Origin of the sequence: Halomonas sp. A11-A (assembly GCF_003182195.1) — a bacterium.
Lineage (GTDB): Bacteria > Pseudomonadota > Gammaproteobacteria > Pseudomonadales > Halomonadaceae > Halomonas > Halomonas alkalicola.
The window spans coordinates 350,564-372,632 of the sequence record NZ_QGTM01000001.1 but is presented as its reverse complement, the minus strand read 5'-3'; the positions used below and the strand labels follow the sequence as shown (position 1 = coordinate 372,632).

The following is a 22,069-nucleotide window of genomic DNA, read 5'->3' as shown; positions in this document are numbered from 1 at the left end:
TCAGCTCCTGCGGATGTCGAAGCTCTGCAGATAGGCTTCTGGGTCGGTGTAGTCGAAGGTCTTGCCCATGATCTGGTAGTTGCGCGAGGTCTCCTCCGGGGCGTCGTAGCCCAGTTCGCGCATCACCTCGCCGGCCTCGGTGGCCAGGAAGACGTCCCGGGCGACCCGCTGGTAGTCCACGTCGCCATCGATGTAGCCCCAGCGCTTCATCTGGGTGAGGATCCACACCGCCATGGAGTGCCAGGGGAAGGGGTCGAAATCGATGCGGTCGGGCACGTTCTGCACGTTGCCCAGGCCGTCGGCGAAGCGCCCGGTGAGCACCTGCTCGATCACCGTGACCGGCTGGTTGAGGTAGTTGGTGGGAGCGATGGCCTCGGCGATCTCCGAGCGGTTGGCGGGGTCGGAGGAGTACTGGGTGGCATCGATGATGGCCCGCAGCAGGGCGCCGTAGGTGTTGGGGTTCTCCCGGGCGAAGGTGGCGCTGGTGGCGAAGGCGCAGCAGGGGTGGCCGTCCCAGATCTCCTTGGTCAGGAGGTGGATGAAACCGATGCGCTCGAACACCGCCCGCTGGTTGAAGGGGTCCGGCGAGAGGAAACCGTCGATGTTGCCGGCGCGCAGGTTGGCGACCATCTCGGGTGGCGGAATGACGCGGATCTGGATGTCCTGGTCGGGGTCGAGGCCGTGTTCGGCGACGTAGTAGCGCAGCAGGAAGTTGTGCATCGAGTATTCGAAGGGCACGCCGAAGGTGAAGCCCTTCCACTGCGCCGGGTCGCGCTTGTCCTGGTGGTCGTTGTGCAGCACGATCGCCTGGCCGTTGATGTTCTCGATGGCCGGGGTGATGAAGGCGCGACGGCTGGAGCCCGCCCCCAGGCTCATGGCCAGCGGCATGGGCGAGAGCATGTGGGCGGCGTCGTAGTTGTCGTTGAGCGAGTTGTCGCGGATCAGCGCCCAGCCGGCGGTCTTGATCACGTTGACGTCGAGGCCGTAGCGCTCGTAGAAGCCCATGGGGTGGGCCATGATGATCGGCGTGGCGCAGGTGATGGGGATGAAGCCCACGTCCAGGCGGGTCTTCTCCAGCGGGCCGAGGTCCTCCTTGACGGCCGCCTTGATGGCGTCCATCGGGAACAGGGTGGCCAGGGCCGCGGCCACGGTGCCGCCCCCCACCAGCTTCATGAACTGGCGGCGGTGCATGTCGCTGTGGCCGAAGATGCCGCGCACCAGGGCGCTCTCCACCACCCGGTCCATCATCTCCTCGCTGTCGCGCGGCGCCCCGGTGGCAGCGGGGGCCTCGTCGGCGCGGCGACTGGCCGAGGGAGGCGTCGAGGGAGAGGAAGAAGCAGGGGAGTGCGCATCCGCGCAGGTCTTGCAGCCACAGTCGCGTCCATGGACCAGGGATTGCCGGTGATCGAAGGGGTTACCCAGACTGTTGTGGTCGTTGTTCATGGTCGTCTCGCTTCGCTAGTGCAGGGGAAGGCCTGTCATGCGCCAGCCTGGTGCAGAAATGCTGCCCGCTGGCCGTTCACCCTGAATACGGCGAGGCCCGTGCCATCTCGCGAGATACCTGAGATACCCGTCGAATTTTCAAACACTTGGAAATAAATGGCTGACTGGGGAGGGCGCTTCCTGACGGTGACGAGATCTCGTTGAAAGATTGGCGATTTCTCGTCATTGGCGCGGGCCTTGTATGGCAGGGATACCCATCGCTGCGAGGCCGTCGCCATGTCCCAGCCCGATCTCTCCCCGCCCTCCCTCGTCCAGGAGGCCTTCGCCCGGGCGCCCCAGGCGCTGCTGCTCATCGACCCCGTGGCCGACCGCCTGCTCGGCGCCAATGCCGCGGCCTGCCAGCTGCTGGGTGGCGACACCGAGGCGCTCGGCGCCCACCCCTTCAGCCATCGCCTGGGGGCCTCGCTGCCGCTGTGGGTCAGCTTCACCGACGAGGCCCTGAACCGCTCCCCCGCCTGGTCCGACGACCTGGTGGTCCTCGATCTCAAGCGCCAGCCGCGCCATGTGGAGGTGCAGGCCCAGGCGCTGGCGGGGGGGCGGCTGTTATTGACCCTGGTCGATCGCCAGAAGGCCGAGCAGCGCCGCGCCCGGGCCGACCTGAGGCGACAGCATCGGCGCGGGCAGGTGGGCTGGGAGCGGGTCGAGCAGGTGTTCGAGCGCATAGAACGCCAGAACCAGCTGATCCTCGGCGCCGCGGGGGAGGGCATCTACGGCCTCGACGCCGAGGGGCGCACCACCTTCGCCAATCCGGCCGCCGAGCGAATCCTGGGCTGGAGCAGCGAGGATATGGTGGGCCACGACGCTCACCTGCTGTTCCACCACACCCACGCCGACGGCAGCCACTTTCCGGTGCAGCAGTGCCCGATCCACGCCTCCTTCAGCGACGGTCAGGTGCATCGGGTCGATGACGAGGTGTTCTGGCACAAGAACGGCGAGGCGGTGCCGGTGGAGTACACCAGCACGCCGATCTTCGAGATGGGGCGTCTGGTGGGGGCCGTGGTGCTCTTCCGCGACATCTCCGAGCGCAAGCGCGCCGAGCAGCAGCTGCGCGACGCCCTGGCCGAGGTGGAGTCATTGAAGCAGCGCCTGGAGCTTGAGAACCAGTACCTTCAGGAAGAGATCACGGCCGAGATCAACCACCGCGAGATCGTCGGCGAGAGCCAGGCCGTGGCCCACCTCGTGCGCCAGATCGCGCTGGTGGCGCCGACCGATGCCAACGTGCTGATCAGCGGCGAGTCGGGCACCGGCAAGGAGCTGATCGCCCGGGCCATCCACGCCGGGGGTGTCCGGGGGGGCGGCCGCTGATCCGGGTCAACTGCGCCGCCATTCCCCGCGACCTCTTCGAGAGCGAGTTCTTCGGCCACGTGAAGGGGGCCTTCACCGGGGCGGTCAACGACCGGCCGGGGCGCTTCGAGCTGGCCGATGGCGGTACCCTGTTCCTCGACGAGGTGGGCGAGATCCCCCTCGAGCTGCAGGGCAAGCTACTGCGGGTGCTGCAGGAGCAGCAGTTCGAGCGGGTGGGCGACAACCGTACGCGCCAGGTGGACGTGCGGGTGATCGCCGCCACCAACCGCGACCTGCGCGAGATGGTCGAGGCGGGCGAGTTTCGCGAGGACCTCTACTTCCGCCTCAATGTCTTCCCGATCGCCTCGGTGCCGCTGCGCCAGCGCATCGAGGACGTGCCCCTGCTGGCGCGACACTTCCTGCTGCGCGCCTGCCAGAAGTTCAACCGGCCGGGGGTGAGGATACCGCCGGCCCAGCTCGAGGTGCTCAAGCGCTACCCGTGGCCTGGCAATATCCGCGAGCTGGAGAACGTGATCGAACGCCAGGTGATCGTGGCCCAGGGGCGCCAGCTGGCCTTCGATGACCTGATCCCGGCGGCCGGCGACGAGGGGGTGGCATCGCCCGGCGAGCCCTTTCCGCCGCCCCGGGAGCCCACCGAGCCGGGACTCTTGACCGAGCACGAGCTGTCACGCCGGCAGCGCGAGAACGCCCTGGCGGCGCTGCGTGCCAGCGGTGGCAAGGTGTCGGGGGAGGGCGGGGCCGCCGAGCGGCTGGGGATCAAGCCGACCACCCTGCGCTCGCGTCTCAAGGCGTGGGGGATCGCGCCCCGGGACTTCAGGGCGCCATGACGGTCGTGTTAACCCCTGAGCCTGACCAGGCCCGGCTGGGCCTCGGCCATCTTCACCACGCTGTCCCGGCGCAGCAGCGGGGAGTCGGCGCCGCGCACCACCATCAGCGGACAGCGGATCGCGCGCCAGTCGGCCCCGGGCGGTTATTTTCTGGCCGGAAGGGAGCAGCGGCCAGGGGAAAGTCGCTAGTATACATACAAGGATGTAGCTATAATCCCTGCCTGTTTTCGACCCGCGCGCCGGCGTTTTCCCCCTGCTGGCGGGCCCCTGACGAGATCACCCAGAGTGGAGACTTCCATGCGATTGGCACCCCAGAAGGGGCACAGGCCCCTGAGAATCCTGGCCCTGGCCGGCCTGATGGCCGTCGGGCTGTCCGCCTGCGGGCAGGACAACGATCAGGCCGGAGCGCCCGGCGGCGGCGGCGGTGACCGCCCACCGCCCCCGGTCGTCGTGGTGGGCGTGGAGCCGCGCAGCGTGGAGGTGATCGAGGAGTATGCGGCCCGCGCACGGGGTTCCCGGGAGGTGCAGGTGCGTGCCCGGGTCGACGGCATCCTCGAGGAGCGCCTCTACACCGAGGGCCAGATGGTCAGCGAGGGGGATGCGCTGTTCCGCATCGATCGCGAGCCCTACGAGATCGCCCTCAAGCGCGCCGAGGCGGAGCGGGCCAACGCCCGCGCTGAGCTCAACCAGGCCAACCGCGAGTGGCAGCGGATCTCCACCCTGTTCAACCAGAACGCGGTGAGCGAGCGCGAGCGCGACAGCGCCCTCTCGGCCCGGGAGCTGGCCGAGGCGCGCTACGCCCTGGCTGAGGCCGGCGTCGCCAACGCCGAGCTCAACCTCAGCTACACCCAGGTAGAGGCGCCCCTGGATGGCCTGACCGGCCTCGAGAGCTTCCCCGAGGGCAGCCTGATCGAGCGCGGTACCCTGCTGACCACGGTGACCCAGCAGGACCCGATCCATGTGCGCTTCTCGCTGCCCGAGCGCGATGCGGCCCTGCAGCGCGCCGCGCGGCGGGCCATGAGTGACGCCCAGGCGGAGGCGCCCCGGGAGGCGTGGCTGACCCTGCCCGACGGCAGCGAATACGAGGAGCGCGGCCAGATCGACTTCACCGACAGCACCATCGACCCGCGCACCGGCAGCGTTTCGGCGCGCGCCGTCTTCCCCAATCCGGAGGGGCTGGTGGTGCCAGGGCAGTTCGTGCGCGTGCGCGTGCTGGTGCAGGAGCTCGACGACGTCTTCCTGGTACCCCAGGAGGCGGTGGGCCAGGGCCCCGGCGGCCCGCGTATCTTCGTGGTCGCCGAGGACCGGGCGCATGCCCGCGATGTGGCGCTGGGGCCCATCGTCGACAATCGCCAGGTGGTGCTGAGCGGCCTCGAAGCGGGTGATCGCATCATCGTCAGCGGCCTGGTGATGCTGCAGGATGGCATGCCGGTGCAGGTCAGCGTGGCGGATTCCGCCGAGGACGTCGTGGAAGACGAGACGGCCGCCGAGGTGTCGCTCGACGCCGCCGACGTCGACGACGAGGAGGCGTGATGCTCAGGTTCTTCATCGATCGGCCGATCTTTGCCTCGGTCATCTCCATCATCATCATGCTGGTCGGCCTGGCGGCGCTGCGGGCCCTGCCGGTGGAGCAGTACCCCGACGTGGTGCCGCCCCAGGTGGTGGTCGAGGCCGCGTATCCCGGCGCCAGCTCCACGGTGATCGCCGAGGCGGTGGCCGCACCGCTGGAGCAGGAGATCAACGGTGTCGACAACATGCTCTACATGGAGTCGACCTCCACCGATGCCGGTAGCCTGCAGATCATCGTCTCCTTCGAGATGGGTACCGACCCGGATCAGGCCGCCATCAACGTCAACAACCGGGTGCAGGCCGCCACCCCGCGCCTGCCCCAGCAGGTACGCGACCAGGGGGTGCGCGTCGAGGCGCGCTCCAACAACATCCTGATGGTGCCGGTGCTCTTCTCGCCGGAGGGCAGCCGCGATGTGCTCTTCATGTCCAACTATGCGCTGCTCAACGTACTCGACGAGCTGGTCCGGATCCCCGGAGTGGGTGATGCCTCGCTGTTTGGCGCCCAGGACTACTCCATGCGCATCTGGCTGTTCCCGGATAAGCTGGCCCAGTATGACCTGACACCCAGCGACGTGGCCGCGGCGATCAACGAGCAGAATGCCCAGTTCGCCGCCGGCAGCCTCGGCGCCGAGCCATCCCCTCCAGGGCAAGCCTTCACCTTTACGGTGACCACCCGCGGCCAGCTCGCGGATCCCGAGGAGTTCGAGGCGATCATCCTGCGCGCCGAGCAGGATGGCAGCACCCTGCGCCTGGGGGATGTGGCCCGCGCCGAACTGGGCTCCCAGAACTATGCCTTCTCGGCCACCTACAACGGCCAGAACGCTGTGCCCATGGGCATCTACCTGCAGCCGGGCGCCAACGCCCTGGAGACTGCCCAGGCGGTGCACGAGGCGCTGGATGATCTCGCAACGCGTTTTCCGGATGATCTCGCCTACACGGTGCCCTACGACACCACCGAGTTTGTGGAGATCTCCATCCGCGAAGTGTTTATCACCCTGCTGGTGGCGGTGGCGCTGGTGGTGGTGGTGACCTTCCTCTTCCTCCAGCACTGGCGTGCCACCCTGATCCCGGTGGCGGCCATTCCGGTCTCGCTGATCGGCACCTTCGCCGGCATGCTCGCCTTCGGCTTCTCGGTCAACCTGCTGACGCTCTTCGGTCTGGTGCTGGCCATCGGTATCGTGGTGGATAACGCCATCATCGTGCTGGAGAACGTCGACCGGCTGATCCGGGAGCAGGGCATGAAGGCCCGCGAGGCGGCCATCGAGACCATGAAGCAAGTGGCCGGCGCCGTGGTCTCTTCCACCCTGGTGCTGGTGGCGGTATTTGCCCCGGTGACCTTCCTGGGTGGCCTGACCGGCGAGCTCTACCGTCAGTTTGCAGTGACCATCGCCGTCTCCGTGGTGGTCTCCGGGGTGGTGGCCCTGACCCTGACCCCGGCGATGTGCGCCATGCTGCTCGACAAGCAGTCCCACACCGTGGCCAAGCCCTTCCAGTGGTTCAACGCCGGCTTCGACCGGCTGACCGCCGGCTTCAGCTGGCTGGTGGGCAAGCTGCTGCGCCATGCGGTGATCGGCGTGCTGCTGTTCGTCGGCGTCATCGCCGCCACGCTCTTCACCATGTCACGCCTGCCGCCGGGGCTGGTGCCCCAGGAGGACCAGGGCGTGGCGCTGGTGGTCTACCAGCTGCCCCAGGTGTCGGCGCTGCCGCGCACCGCGGCGGTGCGTGACCAGGTCTCGGCGATGCTGCTGGAGATGGACGAGATCGACGAGTTCACCTCCGGCGCCGGCTTCGACATCATCGCCGGCGCCCTGCGCACCAACGTCGGCGTGGGCTTCGTCAACCTGGCCGACTGGAGCGAGCGCGAAGGCCCCGGCCAGGATGCCCAGTCGCTGACTGGCCGGATCATGGGCATGGGAGGCGGCATTCCCGAGGCCTTCGTGATCGCCTTCACGCCGCCGCCCATCATGGGGCTGTCGCTGACCGGCGGGGTAGAGGGCTATGTGCAGGTGCGCGGCGATGCCACCACCGAGGAGATCGCCGAGCTGGCCGGCCGGCTGGCGGCCGCGGCCAATGCGCGTCCGGAGCTGACCAACGCCCGGACCACCCTGGATACCTCCATTCCGCGCTACCGGGCGGAGCTGGACCGCGAGAAGGCCCGCGCCATGGGGGTGCCCGTCAACGAGGTCTTCGCCACCATGCAGAGCACCTTCGGCTCCATGTACGTGAACGACTTCACCCTGGCGGGGCGCAACTGGCAGGTGAATCTGCAGTCCGAAGGCGAGTTCCGCAGCCAGCCCGAGGATCTCAACAAGGTCTTCGTGCGCTCCCAGAGCGGCGAGATGATCCCGCTGAGCTCCCTGGTGACCCTGACCCGGGAGGCCGGGGCGGATATCCTCAACCGCTACAATGTCTACTCGGCCGCCAAGTTCCTGGCCGACGCGGCGCCTGGCTATACCACCGGGCAGGCCAAGGAGGCCATGGAGGCGGTGGCCGCCGAGGTGCTGCAGGGTGGCGATGCCTCCCTGGGCTGGATCGGTGAGGCCTACCAGCTCGACGCCGCGGCCGGCGCCGGCGGCCTGGCCTTCGGCCTGGGCCTGCTGATGGTGTTCCTGATCCTGGCCGCCCAGTACGAGCGCTGGTCGCTGCCCCTGGCGGTGGCCACGGCGGTGCCCTTCGGGGTGCTGGGGGCGTCGCTCGCCGCCATGCTGCGGGGCTTCCCCAACGACATCTACTTCCAGGTAGGCCTGCTGGTGCTGATCGGCCTGGCGGCCAAGAATGCCATCCTGATCGTGGAGTTCGCCGCCCAGAACCGGCGCGAGGGCAAGAGTTCCGCCGAGGCGGCCCTGGCCGCGGCCCAGCAGCGCTTCCGGGCCATCCTGATGACGGCGCTGACCTTTATCATCGGCACCCTGCCGCTGGTCTTTGCCACCGGCGCCGGCGCCAACAGCCGGCAGGAGATCGGTACCGTGGTGGTGGGCGGCATGCTGATGGCGAGCTCGCTGGCGCTGATCTTCGTGCCGCTGGCCTACAAGCTGCTGGAGGACCTGGTGACCTGGCGCCGCGAGCGCAAGGTCGGCCGCCTGGAGAAGGAGACTCCCCATGCGTAAGGCACTGCCTGTCCTGCTGCTCTCCACCGCCCTGCTGGCCGGCTGTGCCGTGGGGCCCGACTACCGGGCCCCCGCGCTGGACCTGCCCGAGCAGTGGCCCGAGCACGTGCTGCTCTCCGCCGAGGCGCGCGCCGACTGGCAGCAGTGGTGGCGCCAGTTCGAGGACCCGCACCTGGATGCCCTGGTGGCCCGGGCGGTGGATGACAACCTGGAGCTGCGTCTGCAGCTGGCGCGGATCCAGGAGGCCCGCGCACGGCTGGGGTTGGCCCGCGCCGAGCAACTGCCCTCGGTGAGTGCCCAGGCCGAGGCGGCCCGGGAACGCACGCCAGGGGCGGCTTCGCCGCTGGGGCAGAGCAGCACCGACAACCTCTTTTCCCTGGCGGGCGTGCTCGACTACGAGCTTGACCTCTGGGGCCGGCTGGCCCGGGAGCGGGAGGCCTCCGAGGCGCTCCTCGAGCAGAGCCTGTTCGCCCACGACGCGGTGCGCCTCAACGTGATCGCCGACGTGGTGGCCACCTATTTCGACCTGCGTAGCGCCCAGCGTCAGCTGCGCATCACCGAGGCCACGGCGGCGTCTCGCGAAGAGACCTTCCGCCTGGAGCAGCTGCGCTTCGACGTGGGCGAGAGCGACGAGCTGGCCCTGCGTCAGGCCCAGTCGGAGCTGGAGTCGACCCTGGCCCAGCTGCCCTCCCAGCGTGAGCGGGTCAGGGTGCTGGAGGGGGCGCTGGGGCTGCTGGTGGGGATGACGCCCGCCGAGCTGATGGCCGAGCTGGACTATGGCGATACCGACCTGGAGGCGATCGCCCTGCCCGATGGCGTGCCGGCGGTGCTGCCCTCGGAGCTGCTGGCACGGCGCCCCGATATTCGCTCGGCGGAGGCGGGGCTGATCGCCGCCAACGCCGGTATCGGCGTGGCCGAGGCGAGCCGCCTGCCGCGCTTCAACCTGGGCGGGCTGCTGGGCAGCGCCGCCGGGGATGCCGGGGACCTGTTCACCTCGGCGGCCGGCACCTGGGGGCTCTCTGCCACGGTGATGGGGCCGCTGTTCGACTTCGGGCGCAGCGCCTCGCGCATCGAGACCGCCGAGGCGCTGGCCGAGCAGGCCGAGGTGCAGTACCGCGCCACCGTGGCCCAGGCCTTCAACGAGGTGCGCAACGCCCTGGTTACCTACGAGGCGAGCGGCGAGCGCGTTGAGGCGATCCGCCGCCAGGTGACCGCCTTCGAGCGCACGCTGGAGCTGGCCGAGGTGCGCTACCGGGAGGGCTTCGTGGGCTTCATCGAGCTGCTCGATGCCCAGCGCGCCCTGCTGGCCGCGGAGCTCGCGCTCTCCGAGGCGATGCGTGATCGCCTGACCGCCACCGCCACGCTGTTCAAGGCGTTGGGCGGCGGCTGGCAGGTCGAGGGCTGAGGCGCCGCAAGGCTCAGGGAACGAGGGCCGGCCCGGAACCGGCCGGCCCCCACCAACTCAAGGGAGACATCTCATGGCGACCCGAATCACCGCGACACGGCGCAACGACGGCATTCTGGTGCTGCAGATCAGCTGCCCGGAGCGGCGCAACATCCTCGACGAGGCCAGCTACACCCAGCTGATCGAGGGGCTTGCCGCGGCCGAGGCGGACGACAGCGTCAGGGTGCTGATCCTCACCGGCACCGAGAACTGCTTCACGGCGGGCAACGACCTGGCTAACTACAAGGCCCTGGCCGAGGCCGACAGCGTCACGGCGATCACCTTCCTGCGCCGCCTGCACGCCTTTCCCAAGCCGGCCATCGCGGCGGCGGAGGGGATCGCCATGGGGCTTGGGGTCTCGATGCTGCTGCACTGCGACTTCGCCTATGCGGGGCTCTCGACCCGCTTCCAGCTGCCCTTCACCCGCTTCGCGCTGAGCCCGCTGGGGGCCACCACCTGGCTGCTGCCGCAGCTGGCGGGCCACAAGGCGGCGGCACAGATGCTGCTGCTGGGGCAGGCCTTCTCGGCCGGCGAGGCCCGGGAGATCGGCCTTCTGACCGATACCGCGCCGGATGGCCGAGCGCTGGAGCAGGCCTTCGACTGCGCCGCCAGGCTGCTGGCCAAGCCCGGCGAGGCCGTGCTGGCCACCAAGGCGCTGATGCGCGAGGGGCAGGCCGAGGCGGTCAAGGCGGCGCTGGATCGCGAGGAGCAGATGCTGCTGGCGCGCTGTCGCACGCCCGAGGCCCAGGGGGCCATCGATGCCTTCTACGCCAGAAGACGCCATCCGTGACCTGACCGGAAGGGCAGGGCGCCGGGCCGGATCAGGCCTGGCGTCTGAACAGCCCGAGCTGGGTCTCCACCAGCAGGTTGCCCTGTTCCAGGATGGAGAACTGCTCGTGATTGCGCAGCCAGTCGTGGAACAGCCCGCCGAGCATCGACTGCAGCAGCTTGGCGGCCACCTCCGGCGCGAGATCCTCGCGCAGTTGGCCGAGTCTGGCGGCGCTCTGCAGGTAGTCACGCAGGGCGCCGCAGGACTCCTCGGCCATCTCGTTCTGCATGGCCAGCGGGTCGATATCGCCGAACACCTCGCAGTGGTGGATCAGGATGGCGTGGACACGGCGGTAGCGCGGCCGCTCGAGGCGCTCGAAGCCCTTCCGGATGGCCAGCCGGATCGCCTCCAGGGGGCGTTCGGCTAGGCTCGGGTCGCCGATCTCCGCCACCAGCTCCTGGAAGGGCATGCGTACCCGGTTGAGCATGGCCTGGAAGAGGTCGGCCTTGTTCTTGAAGTGCCAATAGACGGCTCCCCGGGTCATGCCGGCATGGCGGGCGATCTGCTCCAGGGAGGTGCGGGCCACGCCCTTCTCGAGGAAGACCTCCTCGGCGGCGTCGAGCAGGGCCTCGCGGGTCGCGGCGGCCTCGGCCTTGGTCTTTCGCGCCATGTGGGGCGGACTCCATCAAGCGGTGGGGAAGTGATTCTAACCGATTGTCGCGACTTTTACATTCGTCAATGTATGGTTGGTGGGCGGCCGTCGCCGCCCTCGCCAACCCCCTGATGACACGGGTATAAAGGGAATCTCGCCCCGTCACAGGATGACTCGCCATGGCCCGCGCTCCCTTCGACCTCGCCGGCATACGGATTGCCCCCGGCAGTCGCACCCAGATCGATGTGCCGGTAGCCCGGCTCTACACCCATGCGCCGCTCTATATCCCGGTGGAGGTGGTGCATGGCCGCCAGGCGGGGCCGACGCTGCTGGTGTGCGGGGGCATCCACGGCGACGAGATCAACAGCGTGGAGATCGTGCGCCGGCTGCTGCGCTCGAAGCAGCTCCAGGGCCTGCGCGGCACCCTGGTCGCCGCACCCATCGTCAACGTCTTCGGCTTCGTGCAGCACAGCCGCTACCTGCCCGACCGGCGCGACCTCAACCGCTGCTTCCCGGGCAGCGAGTCGGGCTCCCTGGGCGGGCGGGTGGCGGCGCTGTTTCGGGAGCAGATCGTCGACCACGCCACCCATATCATCGACCTGCACACCGGCGCGATCCACCGCACCAACCTGCCCCAGATCCGCGCCCAGCTGGAGAGCGGCAGCGAGACCGAGCGCATGGCCAACGCCTTCGGCGCGCCGGTGATCCTCAACGCCGAGCTGCGCGAGGGCAGCCTGCGCCACTATGCCCAGACGCGCGGCATCCCGGTACTCACCTACGAGGCCGGCGAGGCGCTACGCTTCGATGAGTGGGCGATCACCCCCGGGGTGCGCGGCGTGCTGCGGGTGATGCGCCGGCTCGGCATGCTGACCGGCGAGCACCGCCGTCGCGCGCCGCCGGCGGCGGAGGTCGCCAACGGCTCCAGCTGGGCCCGGGCGCCCATCGACGGCATCCTGCGCCCCCAGGTGCGCCTGGGCGACCGGGTGGCCAGGGGCGAGCTGCTGGGCCGGGTCGCCGACCCCTTCGGCAACGCCGAAGGGGAGGTGCGCTCCATGGCCGACGGCATCGTTATCGGCATGAGCCGACTGCCGCTCGCCAACGAGGGCGAGGCGCTCTTTCATATCGCCCGCTTCGATGCCATCGAAGAGGCCGAGAGCGCCATCGAGGACTTCCACTCCAGCCTCACGCCGCCGCCTGACCCGCTCTATTGAGGAGGCACCACCATGTTTGATCCGAGCCCCCAGCAGATGGACGCCCAGCGCGCTTCCGGCGGCGCGCCGGGCGAGCTCAACCACCACTACTGGATGCCGTTCAGCGCCAACCGCGACTTCCATGCCCACCCGCGGGTGATCACCGGGGCGGAGGGGCGCTACTTCATCGATGACCGGGGCCGGCGGCTATTCGACTCGCTCTCGGGGCTGTGGACCTGCGGAGCGGGGCACAACCGCGCCGAGATCCAGCAGGCGGTGGCGGAGCAGCTCGGCATCCTCGACTATGCGCCGGGCTTCCAGGTGGCCCACCCGCTGGCCTTCCGCCTGGCCGAGAAGGTGGCGAGCCTCACCCCGGACGGCCTCGACCACGTCTTCTTCACCGATTCGGGCTCCGAGTCCGCCGACACCGCGGTGAAGATGGCCAAGGCCTACTGGCGGCTCAAGGGGCGGCCCGAGAAGACCCGGCTGATCGGCCGCGCCAAGGGCTACCACGGGGTCAATGTGGGCGGCACCAGCCTCGGCGGCATCGGCGGCAACCGCAAGCACTACGGCCAGCTGATGGAGGTCAGCCACCTGCCCCACACCCTGCAGCCGGGGCTCGCCTTCACCCGCGGCCAGGCCGAGAGCGGCGCCGAGCTGGCCGATGCGCTGCTCGACCACATCGCCCTGCATGACGCCTCCAATATCGCCGCGGTGATCGTCGAGCCGATGTCCGGCTCCGCGGGGGTGATCGTGCCGCCGAAGGGCTATCTGGAGCGGCTGCGGGCGATCTGCGATGCCCACGAGATCCTGCTGATCTTCGACGAGGTGATCACCGCCTTCGGGCGCAGCGGGGCGCGCACCGGCGCCGAGGCGTTCGGCGTGGTGCCGGACATGATGACCATCGCCAAGCAGCTCACCAACGGCGCCGTGCCCATGGGCGCAGTGGTGGCCTCGCGCGAGATCTTCGACACCTTCATGCACGCCGGCGGGCCCCGTCACGCCATCGAGTTTCCCCACGGCTACACCTACAGCGCCCACCCGGTGGCCTGCGCCGCGGCCCTGGCGGCCCTGGCGCTCTTCGAGCGCGAGGCGTTCCCCGCCCAGGTGCGCGCCATCGCCCCGGCCTTCGAGGCGAGGCTGCACGCGCTCAAGGGGCGGCCCCATGTGGTGGATATCCGCAACTACGGTCTGGCCGGCGCCATCCAGCTGGCGCCGCGGAATGGTGACCCCACCATCCGGCCCCGGGACGCCCATATGGCGCTGTGGGAAGCGGGCTTCTACGTGCGCTATGGCGGCGACACCCTGCAGTTCGGCCCCCCCTTCGGCAGCACCGAAGAGGAGCTGGAACGACTCTTCGATGCGGTGGCGGGGGTGCTGGACCGGCTTGAGTGAAACGGGCTTCGCCCCCAAGGCGGCAACACCCTCTCTACCAACCCTCGGCCCCCCCTTCGGCAGCACCGAAGAGGAGCTGGAGCGTCTCTTCGATGCGGTGGCGGGGGTGCTGGACCGGCTTGAGTGAAACGGGCCTCGCCCCCAAGGCGGCAACACCCTCTCTACCAACCCTCGGCCCCCCCTTCGGCAGCACCGAAGAGGAGCTGGAGCGTCTCTTCGATGCGGTGGCGGGGGTGCTGGACCGGCTTGAGTGAAACGGGCTTCGCCGACGAGACCCGTTGAATCCTGAAAAAAGCGACCGGGGCCATGATGGCCCCGGTCGTCGTTGTGGCGTGGCGTTGTCGCTCAGGCTGCGGCGCTCTCGCGCTCGGGCACCAGGCTCAGGGCGTCGTCGAAGACCCGCAGGCAGGCCCCGTCGAGGTGGCCGTTCTCGGAGAGGTGGCGGCGGAAGCGGCGCCCGCCGGGCTGGCCCTGGAAGAGGCCCAGCAGGTGGCGGGTGATGTGGTTGAGCTTGGCGCCCTCCTCGAGACGCCGGGCGATGTAGGGGCGAAAGGCCCGTGCCGCCGCGTGTCGGCTGACCGCCGGGCCGGGCTCGCCGTAGAGCGCCTGGTCCACGCCGGCCAGCAGCCAGGGGTTCTGGTAGGCCTCGCGCCCCACCATCACGCTGTCCACCTGCTCGAGCTGCGCACGACACTCCTCGAGGGTCCTGATGCCGCCGTTGATGCCGATATGCAGCTCGGGTCGGCTCGCCTTGAGGCGGTGCACCCGGGGGTAGTTGAGCGGCGGGATATCGCGGTTCTCCTTCGGCGAGAGGCCCTGCAGCCAGGCCTTGCGGGCGTGCACGATGAAGGTGTCGCAGCCGGCGTCGGCCACCGTGGCGATGAAGCGCTCGAGATCCGCGTCCTCGTCCTGGTCGTCGATGCCGATGCGGCACTTGACCGTGACCGGGATCGAGACCGCCTCGCGCATGGCGCGCACCGCCGCGGCCACCTTCTCGGGATGGCCCATCAGGCAGGCGCCGATCAGGTTGTTCTGTACCCGGTCGCTGGGGCAGCCCACGTTGAGGTTGACCTCGTCATAGCCCCAGGCCTCGGCGATGGCGGCGCACTCGGCCAGCTCGCCCGGGTCGCTGCCGCCCAGCTGCAGGGCCAGCGGATGCTCCACCGCATCGAAGCCCAGGAAGCGCTCCCGCGGGCTGCCGTGCAGGATGGCGCCGGTGGTGACCATCTCGGTATAGAGCAGGGCGTGGCGGGTCAGGGTCCGGGCGAAGGCGCGGTAATCGCGGGTCGTCCAATCCATCATGGGGGCCACACTGAACCGGCGGGCCCCGTCCGCCGGGGTTTTTCCTACCATAACAGGCTTCTAGCCTCCCTCCTCTTGGGGATTGTCGTCACGATTCGGCCCTCGGTGTCACGTGTTGCAACGCGTCGGCCTTGGCCTGGGCTGCCGGTCAGTGCCAGGGCTGTAGACCGCTCTCGGCGGCGGCGCGAGCGATGGCATCGGCGGCCCACTGGTTCAGGCTCTTGCCGGATGCCTGCGCGGCGACGTTGGCCGCGGCGTGCACCTCGGGCGGGATGCGCAGCAGTACCCGGCCAGAGGCGGGCTTCAGCGGCTCGCGGCCGGTGGCCCGGCAGTCCTCCAGGTAGTGATCGATAGCCACGTGGAAGGCGTCGGTCAGCTCGGCGACGCTCTCGCCGTGGAAGCTGATCCGGTCGGCGATTCCCAGCACATGGCCGACAAACACCTCGTCCTCGGCGTCGAACTCGATATGGGCGGCATAGCCCTGGTACTTGATCACGTTGGTCATGGTCTGATTCCTCTCTCTTCCAACCAGGCCCGCACCTCCTCGACCTGATACTTCTTGGCCTCCTTGCCAGGGTGCGGCCGGTGCAGGTAGAGCCGGCCGCCGCCGCCCAGCTCGAAGGCAACACGCGACCCGTCGCCTTCGCGCACCTCGCCGCCCAGGGCAACGATCAGCGACTCGATATCGGCGAACACGATCCCGCTGGCCGTGGGGTGGCGGTAGATGGCCGCCAGGGTCTTCCGGTGCTTGGTTTTCATGCTGGGATGATAGCTTTGAGTGATATCACTCGACAAGGTTCCGGAGGAGGAGAGGAGGGCGAAACCGCTTCGCCTTGCTGCGAATTTGCTACCGAACCGCTGGAATGCCCGTCATTGCTGGCGTGAGTTCCAATCCATTATCGGCACGACGGAGAAGGTGCGGTCGAGCCGGGGCAGCGGGCATCACGGGGTTGTTCGGAGAGGCCAGCATTCTACCAGCCCCCGGCGCGGGTTGCCCATGGCGGTGCTGCTGCAGCCCGTCTAGCTGAGCTGCGCTTCAGGCGGTGAACACCGTGTAGAGCATCTGCAGCGCCAGGAGCATCAGCATGACCGCGAATACCCGCTTGAGGAGCGCCACCGGCAGGCGGTGGGCGAGCCTCGCGCCGAGGGGGGCGGTGAGGATGCTGAAGGGCGCCATGAGCAGCAGGGCGGGCAGGTAGACATAGCCCCAGGCGGCATCCGGCAGGCCGGCGGTGCCCCAGCCGTTGATCAGGTAGCCCAGCGCCCCGGCCAGGGCGATAGGCAGGCCCACCGCGGCGGAGGTACCGATCGCCTGGGGCAGCCGGACGTTGCACCAGGTGAGGAAGGGCACGGTGAGCGAGCCGCCGCCGATGGCCACCAGCGCGGAGATGCCGCCGATGCCGAACCCCGCTCCGGAGAGGCCGACGGCGCCCGGCAGGGTGCGCGATGGCCTGGGCTTGAGGTTGGCGAACATCTGCAGCGACATCAGTACCATGAAGCAGGCGAAGAACACCGCCAGGCCGCGGGTCGGTATCAGGGCCGCGATGAAGGTGGCCAGGAAGGTGCCGGCGAGGATCGCGGGGGTGATGAGGCGAACGACATGCCAGTTCACCGCGCCATGCCGATGGTGCGACCAGAGGCTGGCCGAGGCGGACGGCACGATGGCGGCCATGGCGGTGCCCAGGGCCAGGTGGGCGAGGTGCTCATGGGGGACGCCCTGGAGCACGAACAGGAAGGTCAGGATCGGCACCATGATGCCGCCGCCACCGATGCCGAGCATGCCGGCCATCAGGCCAACGAAGCTTCCCAGGGCCAGATAGGCCAGCCACCACAGGGGATCCACGGGCGTCTCCTCGATCGTCATGGGTTGTCGTGAAGAGGGCATTCTAGTGGAAAACCCGTGCCGACAGGCAATTGCCGGGTCGTGGGACGGTCGGCATGTGCTATGAAGAAGGACAGGCGGTGCCACTCCGGTACGCCTGGCGACGGGAGGCAGGAGCATGATGGAGCGCAAGCAGCGACTCGAGACCCTGCGTGACGAGCTGGTCGATCGCTATCGTGACCACAAGGAGCAGCGTGCAGGCCCGCTGGACAAGGACATGGAGGAGCAGGCCATCGAGTTGCAGAACGACGAGGTGGTCGATGCCCTGGAGCGGGAGGCCGAGGATGAGCTGCGTCAGGTGATGCATGCCCTGGCGCGCATCGACGGCGGCGAAGGGGAGCTCTGCGAGGTGTGTGAGGAGCCGATCGCGGGCGAGCGTCTCGAGGCCCTGCCGTTCGCTACCCTCTGCCGAGACTGCGCCGAGCCACGTTGAGTGGTTCACGGGACGGGCAGCCCGAGCCGATGATAGCCTTGGCCTGGGAGTCATCGCTTGGGAGGTCATGCATGAAGCTGTGGTATCGAGGATGCAGCCTGGGGCTGCTGCTGGTGCTGCTGGTGCTGCTGGCGGGCTGCGGCGGCGCCGATAATGGTGACGCGGCGCCCGAGGCGCCGGCAGAGGAGCCGGAAGCGGAGGTGGTCGTCGAGGCGCCGGCGCCCGAACCGGAACCCGAGGTGGCACCCTTCGACGAGCCGGTCGTCATCGAGTTCGCGGCCAGCCTGCGCACCGACCGGCGGCTGATGGTCGAGGGGGAGAGCAATCTGCCCGAGGGGGCGAGGCTGCAGATCGTGGTGGAGCGGGAACTGAGCGGCGTGCGCTGGCAGCAGCGCACCACCCTGCAGGAGGGGCGCTTCCATGCCGGTCCCTTCGGCCCGGGCAGTGGCCTGCCGGACGGCGGCTACACCATTACCGTGAACCTGCCCGAGGCCAGCGTGCAGCCGCTGGAGGTGCGGCGGAAGATCGGCCAGCAGGGCGAGCACCTGAGCGGTCCGCTGGTGAGTACCTCACGACACGGCCTGGGGCAGGTGGCCAGTGCCTCCCGGCGTTTCCTGGTGGGCAGCGAGCCCCGTCGCACCGATGATCGGGTCGAGGTGCTGGGCGTCGAGTAGGGGGAGGAAGAGGGCCGCCTCAGAGTGAGGCGGTCTGCCAGCGGGCCACCAGCTTGCCCAGCAGCCGGGTATCGGGGGTATAGCCTTCGACCCGGTCGCTCTCCTCGGCGCTGAACAGCAGCTTGCCGTCATCGTCCTGGCTGACGCGACGAATGCAGTGACGCCCCTCTCGCTCGACCAGGTAGAGCCCGGTCTGATGGAAGATGTCGGTGGGGGCCACGGCGACCAGGTCACCTTCGCTCAGGAAGTCGAAATGCTCGCCAGGGGCCGGGGTCAGCAGGAAGCACTCTCCCTCCCACTGCTGGGCGGGCACCAGCTCGAAGGGCAGCTCGATGCGTCCGGCGGCGGGGTCCTGCCAGGGGGCGGGGGGCTGGCTGCGCAAGTAGAGAGGGGCGGCCCGGCCGCCGTTCTCGCCCTCCAGCAGCCGCGACAGGGGGCAGCCCAGGGCCTGGGACAGCGCCACCAGCCGCTCGTGGCCGATCTGGCGGATGGCGCCCGACTCCCAGTAGGAGATGGTCACGTCCGAAACGCCTACCCGTCGAGCCAGGGCCGCCTTGTTGAGGTTGGCCTCCAGACGGAGCTCCTTGATGCGCGGGCCTAGTGAATCCATCTCTTCATCCTGTCGTTGCATGTCTTGTGTTATCGGAACGTTAGGAAAAGCCGGCGACGATCATCCGGGATCCTGTGCGGCTGTGCAATAACGCGCATCAACGTTGATTGACCGCGCTCCACGCGGATGATTCCCGGTGACGGCTGCCGAGCGGGCGGCAGGTGCGTATAATGCGGCCATTCTTCCACCAGCATCGGGACACCGCAACGACATGACCGTACGCACGCGTATCGCGCCGTCACCGACCGGCGATCCCCACGTCGGCACCGCCTACATCGCCCTGTTCAACCTCTGCTTCGCCCGCCAGCACGGCGGCCAGTTCATCCTGCGCATCGAGGACACCGACCGGGTGCGCTCGACGGCCGAGTCCGAGCAGATGATCCTCGACTCCCTGCGCTGGCTGGGCCTGGAGTGGGACGAGGGCCCCGACGTGGGTGGCCCCCATGGGCCCTATCGCCAGAGCGAGCGCGGCGACATCTACGCCGAGTACGCCCGCCAGCTGATCGAGGCGGGGCACGCCTTCAAGTGCTACCGCACCAGCGAGGAGCTCGATGAGCTGCGCGAGGCGCGCAAGGCTGCCGGCATGCACCTGGCGCTCAAGCCCGCGGACCTCGCCCTGCCCGCCGAGGAGCAGGCGCGCCGCGAGAAGGAGGGCTGGCCCTACGTGGTGCGCATGGCGGTGCCTGCCAGCGGCACCTGCGTGATCCAGGACATGCTGCGCGGCACCATCGAGGTGGACTGGGCCCAGGTGGATGCCCAGATCCTGCTCAAGTCCGACGGCATGCCCACCTATCACCTGGCCAACGTGGTCGATGACCACCTGATGGGGATTACCCATGTGCTGCGCGGTGAGGAGTGGATCAACTCGGCGCCCAAGCACCAGCTGCTCTACGAGTACTTCGGCTGGGAGATGCCCGAGCTCTGCCATATGCCGCTGCTGCGCAATCCCGACAAGTCGAAGCTCTCCAAGCGCAAGAACCCGACCTCGATCAACTACTACCGGCGCATGGGCTACCTGCCCCAGGCGGTGATCAACTACCTGGGCCGGATGGGGTGGTCGATGCCCGACGAGCGCGAGAAGTTCAGCCTCGACGAGATGATGGCCCATTTCGATATCCAGCGGGTCTCGCTGGGCGGCCCGGTCTTCGACCTCGAGAAGCTGACCTGGCTCAATGGCCTCTATATCCGCGAGGAGCTCGACGACGACGCCTTCCTCAGGGCGCTGATGGAGTGGGCCTTCAACGAGCGCTATGTGAAGGAGATCCTGCCGCAGGTGCGCCCGCGGGTGGAGACCCTCTCCGAGGTGGTGCCCCTGGCGGGCCACTTCTTCTCGGGGCTGCCGCGGATCAGCGAGGAGAGCTTCGATGGCGTCAAGCTGGGGCGCGAGGACCTGCTCAAGCTGCTGCAGTTCCTGGTGTGGCGCCTGGAGACGCTGCCCGCCTGGCACAAGGAGGCGCTGCTGGCTGAGGTCAAGGCGCTGGCCGCCCACTTCGACCTCAAGATGAAGGAGTTCCTGGCGCCGGTCTTCATCGCCGTGACCGGCTCTCCCTCCAGCACCTCGGTGATGGACGCCATGGCGATCCTCGGCTCCGATATGACCCGGGCGCGCCTGCGCCACGCCATCGAGGTGCTCGGCGGCGTCTCCAAGAAGCAGGCCAAGCGCTTCGAGAAGGAGTTCCGAGATCTGTAATAAGTAGGGGAAAGCGCGCCTATTTCCGTCGCGAGCGATGATAGGCTGGTCACCGCCGGAGCGCAGCTCCCGGAGTGTAGCCTGCTACATGAGGAGAGCGAGCACCGCCGGCGGCCTGGATATCGAGCGCAGCAGGAAAAAGCCGTTTTCCTTGTTGACGAAGGCGAGGTTAATCAGTACTATACGACTCGTCTTCAGGGCACGGGGCCTTAGCTCAGCTGGGAGAGCGCAACACTGGCAGTGTTGAGGTCAGCGGTTCGATCCCGCTAGGCTCCACCAACCCCTCGAACGACACCTGCGTCCCATTCGTCTAGTGGCCTAGGACACCGCCCTTTCACGGCGGGAACAGGGGTTCGAACCCCCTATGGGACGCCACTCTTCCTGAAAAGGGCACTCTCTCTGAGTGCCCTTTTTTCATCGCCCGGTGGCGGTCGCCAGCGTTGATGCCTCTCACGTTATCTCCCTCTTGGGGCCCCTCTTGCGGGGCGATTTCTGCTTGACTTGTCCACCAGGCGGGGTTCCGTCGGTACGCCTGTGCACAGCAGGTCTGCAATCGCCCGTGTCTACAGGCTTTTTCATAAAGCCTTTCAAAATCAATGGTTTATACAAGATCAAAAATTGATCAATCTGAGCTCAGCCCCCAGTTCATGGCGATCTGACGGCCTTTTCTTGCGGTTGTGAACAGGTTTATCCACAGAATGTGTGGACAACGGCGAGTAAGCCTCTGGCGCTGTGCAGTATGGCTTTTGTCAACCTGAAAAGAGGGGGAGACTAATACTGGCGGGGGAGGGGGGAAGGGCGGCGCCGGGGCGCCGCCCTGAGGCTCAGCGCTGGCCCACGGCGCGCAGTCGGCGCAGCAGCGAGGAGGTGTCCCAGCGGCCGCCGCCCATCACCTGGACATCGGCATAGAACTGGTCGACCAGAGCGGTGACCGGCAGTCGCGCCTGCAGCTGGCGGGCCTGCGCCAGGCAGATGCCGAGATCCTTGCGCATCCAGTCCACCGCGAAGCCGTGGTCGTACTCGTCGGCGATCATGGTGGCGTGGCGGTTCTCCATCTGCCAGGAGCCGGCCGCCCCCTTGGAGATGACATCCACCACCCGCTGCTGGTCGAGGCCGGCCTGCTCGGCGAAGTGCAGCCCCTCGGCCAGCCCCTGGACCAGGCCGGCGATACAGATCTGGTTGACCATCTTGGTGAGCTGGCCGCTGCCGGCGGCACCCATCAGGGTCACCGCACGGCCATAGTGGGCGAGCACGGCTTCGGCGCGTGCGAAGTCGTCCTCCTCGCCGCCGCACATGATGGTCAGAGCGCCGTTCTGGGCACCCTGCTGGCCGCCGGAGACCGGGGCGTCGACGAAGCCGATGCCGCGCTCTCGGCAGGCGGCATCCAGCTCCAGGGCAAGCTCCGCCGAGGCGGTGGTGTGGTCCACCAGCAGGCTGCCCTCTGCCATGCCGGAGAGCGCGCCCTGCTCGCCCGTGGTGACCTGGCGCACGTCATCGTCGTTGCCCACGCAGACCAGCACCAGGTCGGCGCCGCTCGCGGCCTCCTGGGGGGTGGGGTGGTGGCTGCCGCCATGTTCGGCGACCCAGGCGGCGGCGCGGGCCTCGGTGCGATTGTAGACGCGGACCTCGAGCCCGGCGCGGGCCAGGTGGCCGGCCATGGGATAGCCCATCACGCCCAGGCCGATGAAGGCGACTTTAGAGATGCTCTTGCTCATCC

Annotated in this window: 19 protein-coding genes, 2 tRNA genes and 1 pseudogene; 14 read left to right on the top strand and 8 right to left on the bottom strand. The window is 68.6% G+C overall.

The features are described 5' to 3' along the window. A complete protein-coding gene (locus tag DER72_RS01740) occupies nucleotides 1-1,443 on the bottom strand; it encodes a CmpA/NrtA family ABC transporter substrate-binding protein (protein ID WP_110068278.1) in 1,443 nt (480 codons plus the stop codon). 276 nt (nucleotides 1,444-1,719) lie between these two features. Here DER72_RS01740 and DER72_RS16645 point away from each other — a divergent pair. The 5 genes and pseudogenes from DER72_RS16645 to DER72_RS01710 all read left to right on the top strand — a co-directional run bounded on the left by DER72_RS16645 (nucleotide 1,720) and on the right by DER72_RS01710 (nucleotide 10,545). Continuing rightward, nucleotides 1,720-3,635: pseudogene (locus tag DER72_RS16645) on the top strand (sigma 54-interacting transcriptional regulator). 297 nt (nucleotides 3,636-3,932) lie between these two features. Then, nucleotides 3,933-5,168: an efflux RND transporter periplasmic adaptor subunit gene (locus DER72_RS01725; protein ID WP_110068277.1), complete on the top strand. Its 1,236-nt coding sequence runs from the start codon at nucleotides 3,933-3,935 to the stop codon at nucleotides 5,166-5,168. Continuing rightward, a complete protein-coding gene (locus DER72_RS01720; protein WP_110068276.1) occupies nucleotides 5,168-8,311 on the top strand; it encodes an efflux RND transporter permease subunit in 3,144 nt (1,047 codons plus the stop codon). Before DER72_RS01725 ends, DER72_RS01720 begins: the two co-directional genes overlap by 1 nt. Next, the gene (locus DER72_RS01715) at nucleotides 8,304-9,716 is read left to right on the top strand and encodes an efflux transporter outer membrane subunit (protein WP_110068275.1); all 1,413 of its coding nucleotides are present in this window, start codon (nucleotides 8,304-8,306) and stop codon (nucleotides 9,714-9,716) included. Before DER72_RS01720 ends, DER72_RS01715 begins: the two co-directional genes overlap by 8 nt. 73 nt (nucleotides 9,717-9,789) lie before the next feature. Beyond that, nucleotides 9,790-10,545 (top strand): enoyl-CoA hydratase-related protein, encoded by a 756-nt coding sequence (locus DER72_RS01710; protein ID WP_110068274.1) that lies wholly within the window; start codon nucleotides 9,790-9,792, stop codon nucleotides 10,543-10,545. Between the two features lie 31 nt (nucleotides 10,546-10,576). On the opposite strand, the gene DER72_RS01705 is transcribed toward DER72_RS01710, so the two are convergent. Then, on the bottom strand, nucleotides 10,577-11,194 hold the full coding sequence (locus DER72_RS01705) for a TetR family transcriptional regulator (RefSeq protein WP_110068273.1): 618 nt from the start codon (nucleotides 11,192-11,194) through the stop codon (nucleotides 10,577-10,579). A gap of 161 nt (nucleotides 11,195-11,355) precedes the next feature. Here DER72_RS01705 and DER72_RS01700 point away from each other — a divergent pair, with 161 nt between their 5' ends. From DER72_RS01700 to DER72_RS16235, 4 genes are read left to right on the top strand one after another with little or no spacing between them, the layout of a single operon-like run. Then, a complete protein-coding gene (locus DER72_RS01700) occupies nucleotides 11,356-12,387 on the top strand; it encodes a succinylglutamate desuccinylase/aspartoacylase family protein (RefSeq protein WP_110068272.1) in 1,032 nt (343 codons plus the stop codon). Between the two features lie 36 nt (nucleotides 12,388-12,423). Beyond that, the gene (locus tag DER72_RS01695) at nucleotides 12,424-13,761 is read left to right on the top strand and encodes an aminotransferase class III-fold pyridoxal phosphate-dependent enzyme (protein ID WP_219983218.1); all 1,338 of its coding nucleotides are present in this window, start codon (nucleotides 12,424-12,426) and stop codon (nucleotides 13,759-13,761) included. After that, nucleotides 13,754-13,888: a DUF5304 domain-containing protein gene (locus tag DER72_RS16325; RefSeq protein ID WP_258306140.1), complete on the top strand. Its 135-nt coding sequence runs from the start codon at nucleotides 13,754-13,756 to the stop codon at nucleotides 13,886-13,888. Before DER72_RS01695 ends, DER72_RS16325 begins: the two co-directional genes overlap by 8 nt. Continuing rightward, nucleotides 13,881-14,015: a DUF5304 domain-containing protein gene (locus tag DER72_RS16235; protein WP_219983216.1), complete on the top strand. Its 135-nt coding sequence runs from the start codon at nucleotides 13,881-13,883 to the stop codon at nucleotides 14,013-14,015. The genes DER72_RS16325 and DER72_RS16235 overlap by 8 nt, the downstream gene beginning before the upstream one ends. Before the next feature lie 91 nt (nucleotides 14,016-14,106). Here the strand turns inward: DER72_RS16235 and dusA are convergent, their stop codons facing one another. The 4 genes from dusA to DER72_RS01675 all read right to left on the bottom strand — a co-directional run bounded on the left by dusA (nucleotide 14,107) and on the right by DER72_RS01675 (nucleotide 16,927). After that, nucleotides 14,107-15,114 (bottom strand): tRNA dihydrouridine(20/20a) synthase DusA, encoded by a 1,008-nt coding sequence (dusA, locus tag DER72_RS01690; protein ID WP_110068270.1) that lies wholly within the window; start codon nucleotides 15,112-15,114, stop codon nucleotides 14,107-14,109. A 97-nt stretch (nucleotides 15,115-15,211) separates the two neighbouring features. Continuing rightward, on the bottom strand, nucleotides 15,212-15,568 hold the full coding sequence (locus DER72_RS01685) for a type II toxin-antitoxin system HicB family antitoxin (RefSeq protein ID WP_110068269.1): 357 nt from the start codon (nucleotides 15,566-15,568) through the stop codon (nucleotides 15,212-15,214). After that, nucleotides 15,565-15,822 carry a type II toxin-antitoxin system HicA family toxin gene (locus DER72_RS01680; protein ID WP_110068268.1) on the bottom strand — a complete coding sequence of 86 codons (258 nt, stop codon included), beginning with the start codon at nucleotides 15,820-15,822 and terminating at the stop codon, nucleotides 15,565-15,567. The genes DER72_RS01685 and DER72_RS01680 overlap by 4 nt, the downstream gene beginning before the upstream one ends. Before the next feature lie 277 nt (nucleotides 15,823-16,099). Next, nucleotides 16,100-16,927 (bottom strand): sulfite exporter TauE/SafE family protein, encoded by an 828-nt coding sequence (locus DER72_RS01675; protein ID WP_169957795.1) that lies wholly within the window; start codon nucleotides 16,925-16,927, stop codon nucleotides 16,100-16,102. A gap of 136 nt (nucleotides 16,928-17,063) precedes the next feature. Between DER72_RS01675 and DER72_RS01670 the strand changes: the two genes are divergently transcribed. Next, a complete protein-coding gene (locus tag DER72_RS01670) occupies nucleotides 17,064-17,378 on the top strand; it encodes a TraR/DksA C4-type zinc finger protein (RefSeq protein ID WP_110068267.1) in 315 nt (104 codons plus the stop codon). Nucleotides 17,379-17,449: 71 nt separating this feature from the next. Then, a complete protein-coding gene (locus DER72_RS01665; RefSeq protein ID WP_110068266.1) occupies nucleotides 17,450-18,052 on the top strand; it encodes a hypothetical protein in 603 nt (200 codons plus the stop codon). A 19-nt stretch (nucleotides 18,053-18,071) separates the two neighbouring features. Here DER72_RS01665 and DER72_RS01660 read toward each other — a convergent pair whose 3' ends face one another. Then, nucleotides 18,072-18,662 (bottom strand): helix-turn-helix domain-containing protein, encoded by a 591-nt coding sequence (locus DER72_RS01660; protein WP_162899889.1) that lies wholly within the window; start codon nucleotides 18,660-18,662, stop codon nucleotides 18,072-18,074. 211 nt (nucleotides 18,663-18,873) lie between these two features. On the opposite strand from DER72_RS01660, the gene gltX reads away from it, so the two are divergent. The 3 genes from gltX (at nucleotide 18,874) to DER72_RS01645 (ending at nucleotide 20,727) form a co-directional block, all read left to right on the top strand. Continuing rightward, the gene (gltX, locus tag DER72_RS01655) at nucleotides 18,874-20,352 is read left to right on the top strand and encodes a glutamate--tRNA ligase (protein WP_110068264.1); all 1,479 of its coding nucleotides are present in this window, start codon (nucleotides 18,874-18,876) and stop codon (nucleotides 20,350-20,352) included. 203 nt (nucleotides 20,353-20,555) lie between these two features. After that, nucleotides 20,556-20,631: transfer RNA gene (locus tag DER72_RS01650), tRNA-Ala, on the top strand. Nucleotides 20,632-20,651: 20 nt separating this feature from the next. Then, a tRNA-Glu gene (locus DER72_RS01645) sits at nucleotides 20,652-20,727 on the top strand. Between the two features lie 449 nt (nucleotides 20,728-21,176). Here DER72_RS01645 and DER72_RS01640 read toward each other — a convergent pair. Continuing rightward, nucleotides 21,177-22,067: an NAD(P)-dependent oxidoreductase gene (locus DER72_RS01640; protein ID WP_110068263.1), complete on the bottom strand. Its 891-nt coding sequence runs from the start codon at nucleotides 22,065-22,067 to the stop codon at nucleotides 21,177-21,179. Nucleotides 22,068-22,069 lie beyond the last annotated feature (2 nt).

Coding starts and splice junctions, on each gene's coding strand:
- DER72_RS01740 (WP_110068278.1), bottom strand. CDS start 1,443: ATGAACAACGACCACAACAGTCTGGGTAACCCCTTCGATCACCGGCAA.
- DER72_RS01725 (WP_110068277.1), top strand. CDS start 3,933: ATGCGATTGGCACCCCAGAAGGGGCACAGGCCCCTGAGAATCCTGGCC.
- DER72_RS01720 (WP_110068276.1), top strand. CDS start 5,168: ATGCTCAGGTTCTTCATCGATCGGCCGATCTTTGCCTCGGTCATCTCC.
- DER72_RS01715 (WP_110068275.1), top strand. CDS start 8,304: ATGCGTAAGGCACTGCCTGTCCTGCTGCTCTCCACCGCCCTGCTGGCC.
- DER72_RS01710 (WP_110068274.1), top strand. CDS start 9,790: ATGGCGACCCGAATCACCGCGACACGGCGCAACGACGGCATTCTGGTG.
- DER72_RS01705 (WP_110068273.1), bottom strand. CDS start 11,194: ATGGCGCGAAAGACCAAGGCCGAGGCCGCCGCGACCCGCGAGGCCCTG.
- DER72_RS01700 (WP_110068272.1), top strand. CDS start 11,356: ATGGCCCGCGCTCCCTTCGACCTCGCCGGCATACGGATTGCCCCCGGC.
- DER72_RS01695 (WP_219983218.1), top strand. CDS start 12,424: ATGGACGCCCAGCGCGCTTCCGGCGGCGCGCCGGGCGAGCTCAACCAC.
- dusA (WP_110068270.1), bottom strand. CDS start 15,114: ATGGTAGGAAAAACCCCGGCGGACGGGGCCCGCCGGTTCAGTGTGGCC.
- DER72_RS01685 (WP_110068269.1), bottom strand. CDS start 15,568: ATGACCAACGTGATCAAGTACCAGGGCTATGCCGCCCATATCGAGTTC.
- DER72_RS01680 (WP_110068268.1), bottom strand. CDS start 15,822: ATGAAAACCAAGCACCGGAAGACCCTGGCGGCCATCTACCGCCACCCC.
- DER72_RS01675 (WP_169957795.1), bottom strand. CDS start 16,927: ATGACGATCGAGGAGACGCCCGTGGATCCCCTGTGGTGGCTGGCCTAT.
- DER72_RS01670 (WP_110068267.1), top strand. CDS start 17,064: ATGATGGAGCGCAAGCAGCGACTCGAGACCCTGCGTGACGAGCTGGTC.
- DER72_RS01665 (WP_110068266.1), top strand. CDS start 17,450: ATGAAGCTGTGGTATCGAGGATGCAGCCTGGGGCTGCTGCTGGTGCTG.
- DER72_RS01660 (WP_162899889.1), bottom strand. CDS start 18,662: ATGGATTCACTAGGCCCGCGCATCAAGGAGCTCCGTCTGGAGGCCAAC.
- gltX (WP_110068264.1), top strand. CDS start 18,874: ATGACCGTACGCACGCGTATCGCGCCGTCACCGACCGGCGATCCCCAC.
- DER72_RS01640 (WP_110068263.1), bottom strand. CDS start 22,067: ATGAGCAAGAGCATCTCTAAAGTCGCCTTCATCGGCCTGGGCGTGATG.